The 545-nt window shown below is 68.4% G+C and carries 1 protein-coding gene; it reads left to right on the top strand.

What is annotated here, in order from left to right:
• On the top strand, positions 1 to 545 hold a 545-nt coding region (locus tag OC490_RS49155), incomplete at both ends, for an NADP-dependent phosphogluconate dehydrogenase (protein ID WP_262064571.1).

Raw genomic sequence — 545 nt, 5'->3', positions numbered from 1 at the left:
GTCTCCGGCGGTGTGTGGGGCCTGAAGAACGGCTACGCGCTGATGGTCGGCGGCGACCCCGAGAACATCGCGAAGGTCCAGCCCGTCTTCGACGCGCTCAAGCCGGAGGGCGAGTTCGGGTTCGTGCACGCCGGCAAGGTCGGCGCCGGGCACTTCTCCAAGATGGTCCACAACGGCATCGAGTACGCCATGATGCAGGCCTACGCCGAGGGCTGGGAACTCCTGGAGAAGGTCCACTCCGTCACCGACGTCCGCGAGGTCTTCCGCTCCTGGCAGGAGGGCACCGTCATCCGCTCCTGGCTGCTCGACCTGGCCGTCAACGCCCTCGACGGCGACGAGCACCTGGACAAGCTCAAGGGCTACGCGGAGGACTCCGGCGAGGGCCGCTGGACCGTCGAGGCCGCCATCGACAACGCCGTACCGCTGCCCGCGATCACGGCCTCCCTCTTCGCGCGGTTCGCCTCCCGCCAGGACGACTCGCCGCAGATGAAGATGATCGCGGCCCTGCGCAACCAGTTCGGCGGCCACGCCGTCGAGACCAAGTA

The organism is Streptomyces sp. STR69 (genome assembly GCF_024519455.1).
GTDB lineage: Bacteria > Actinomycetota > Actinomycetes > Streptomycetales > Streptomycetaceae > Streptomyces.
The sequence above is the reverse complement of the archived record's forward strand: the minus strand, read 5'-3'. Positions and strand labels throughout refer to the sequence as shown.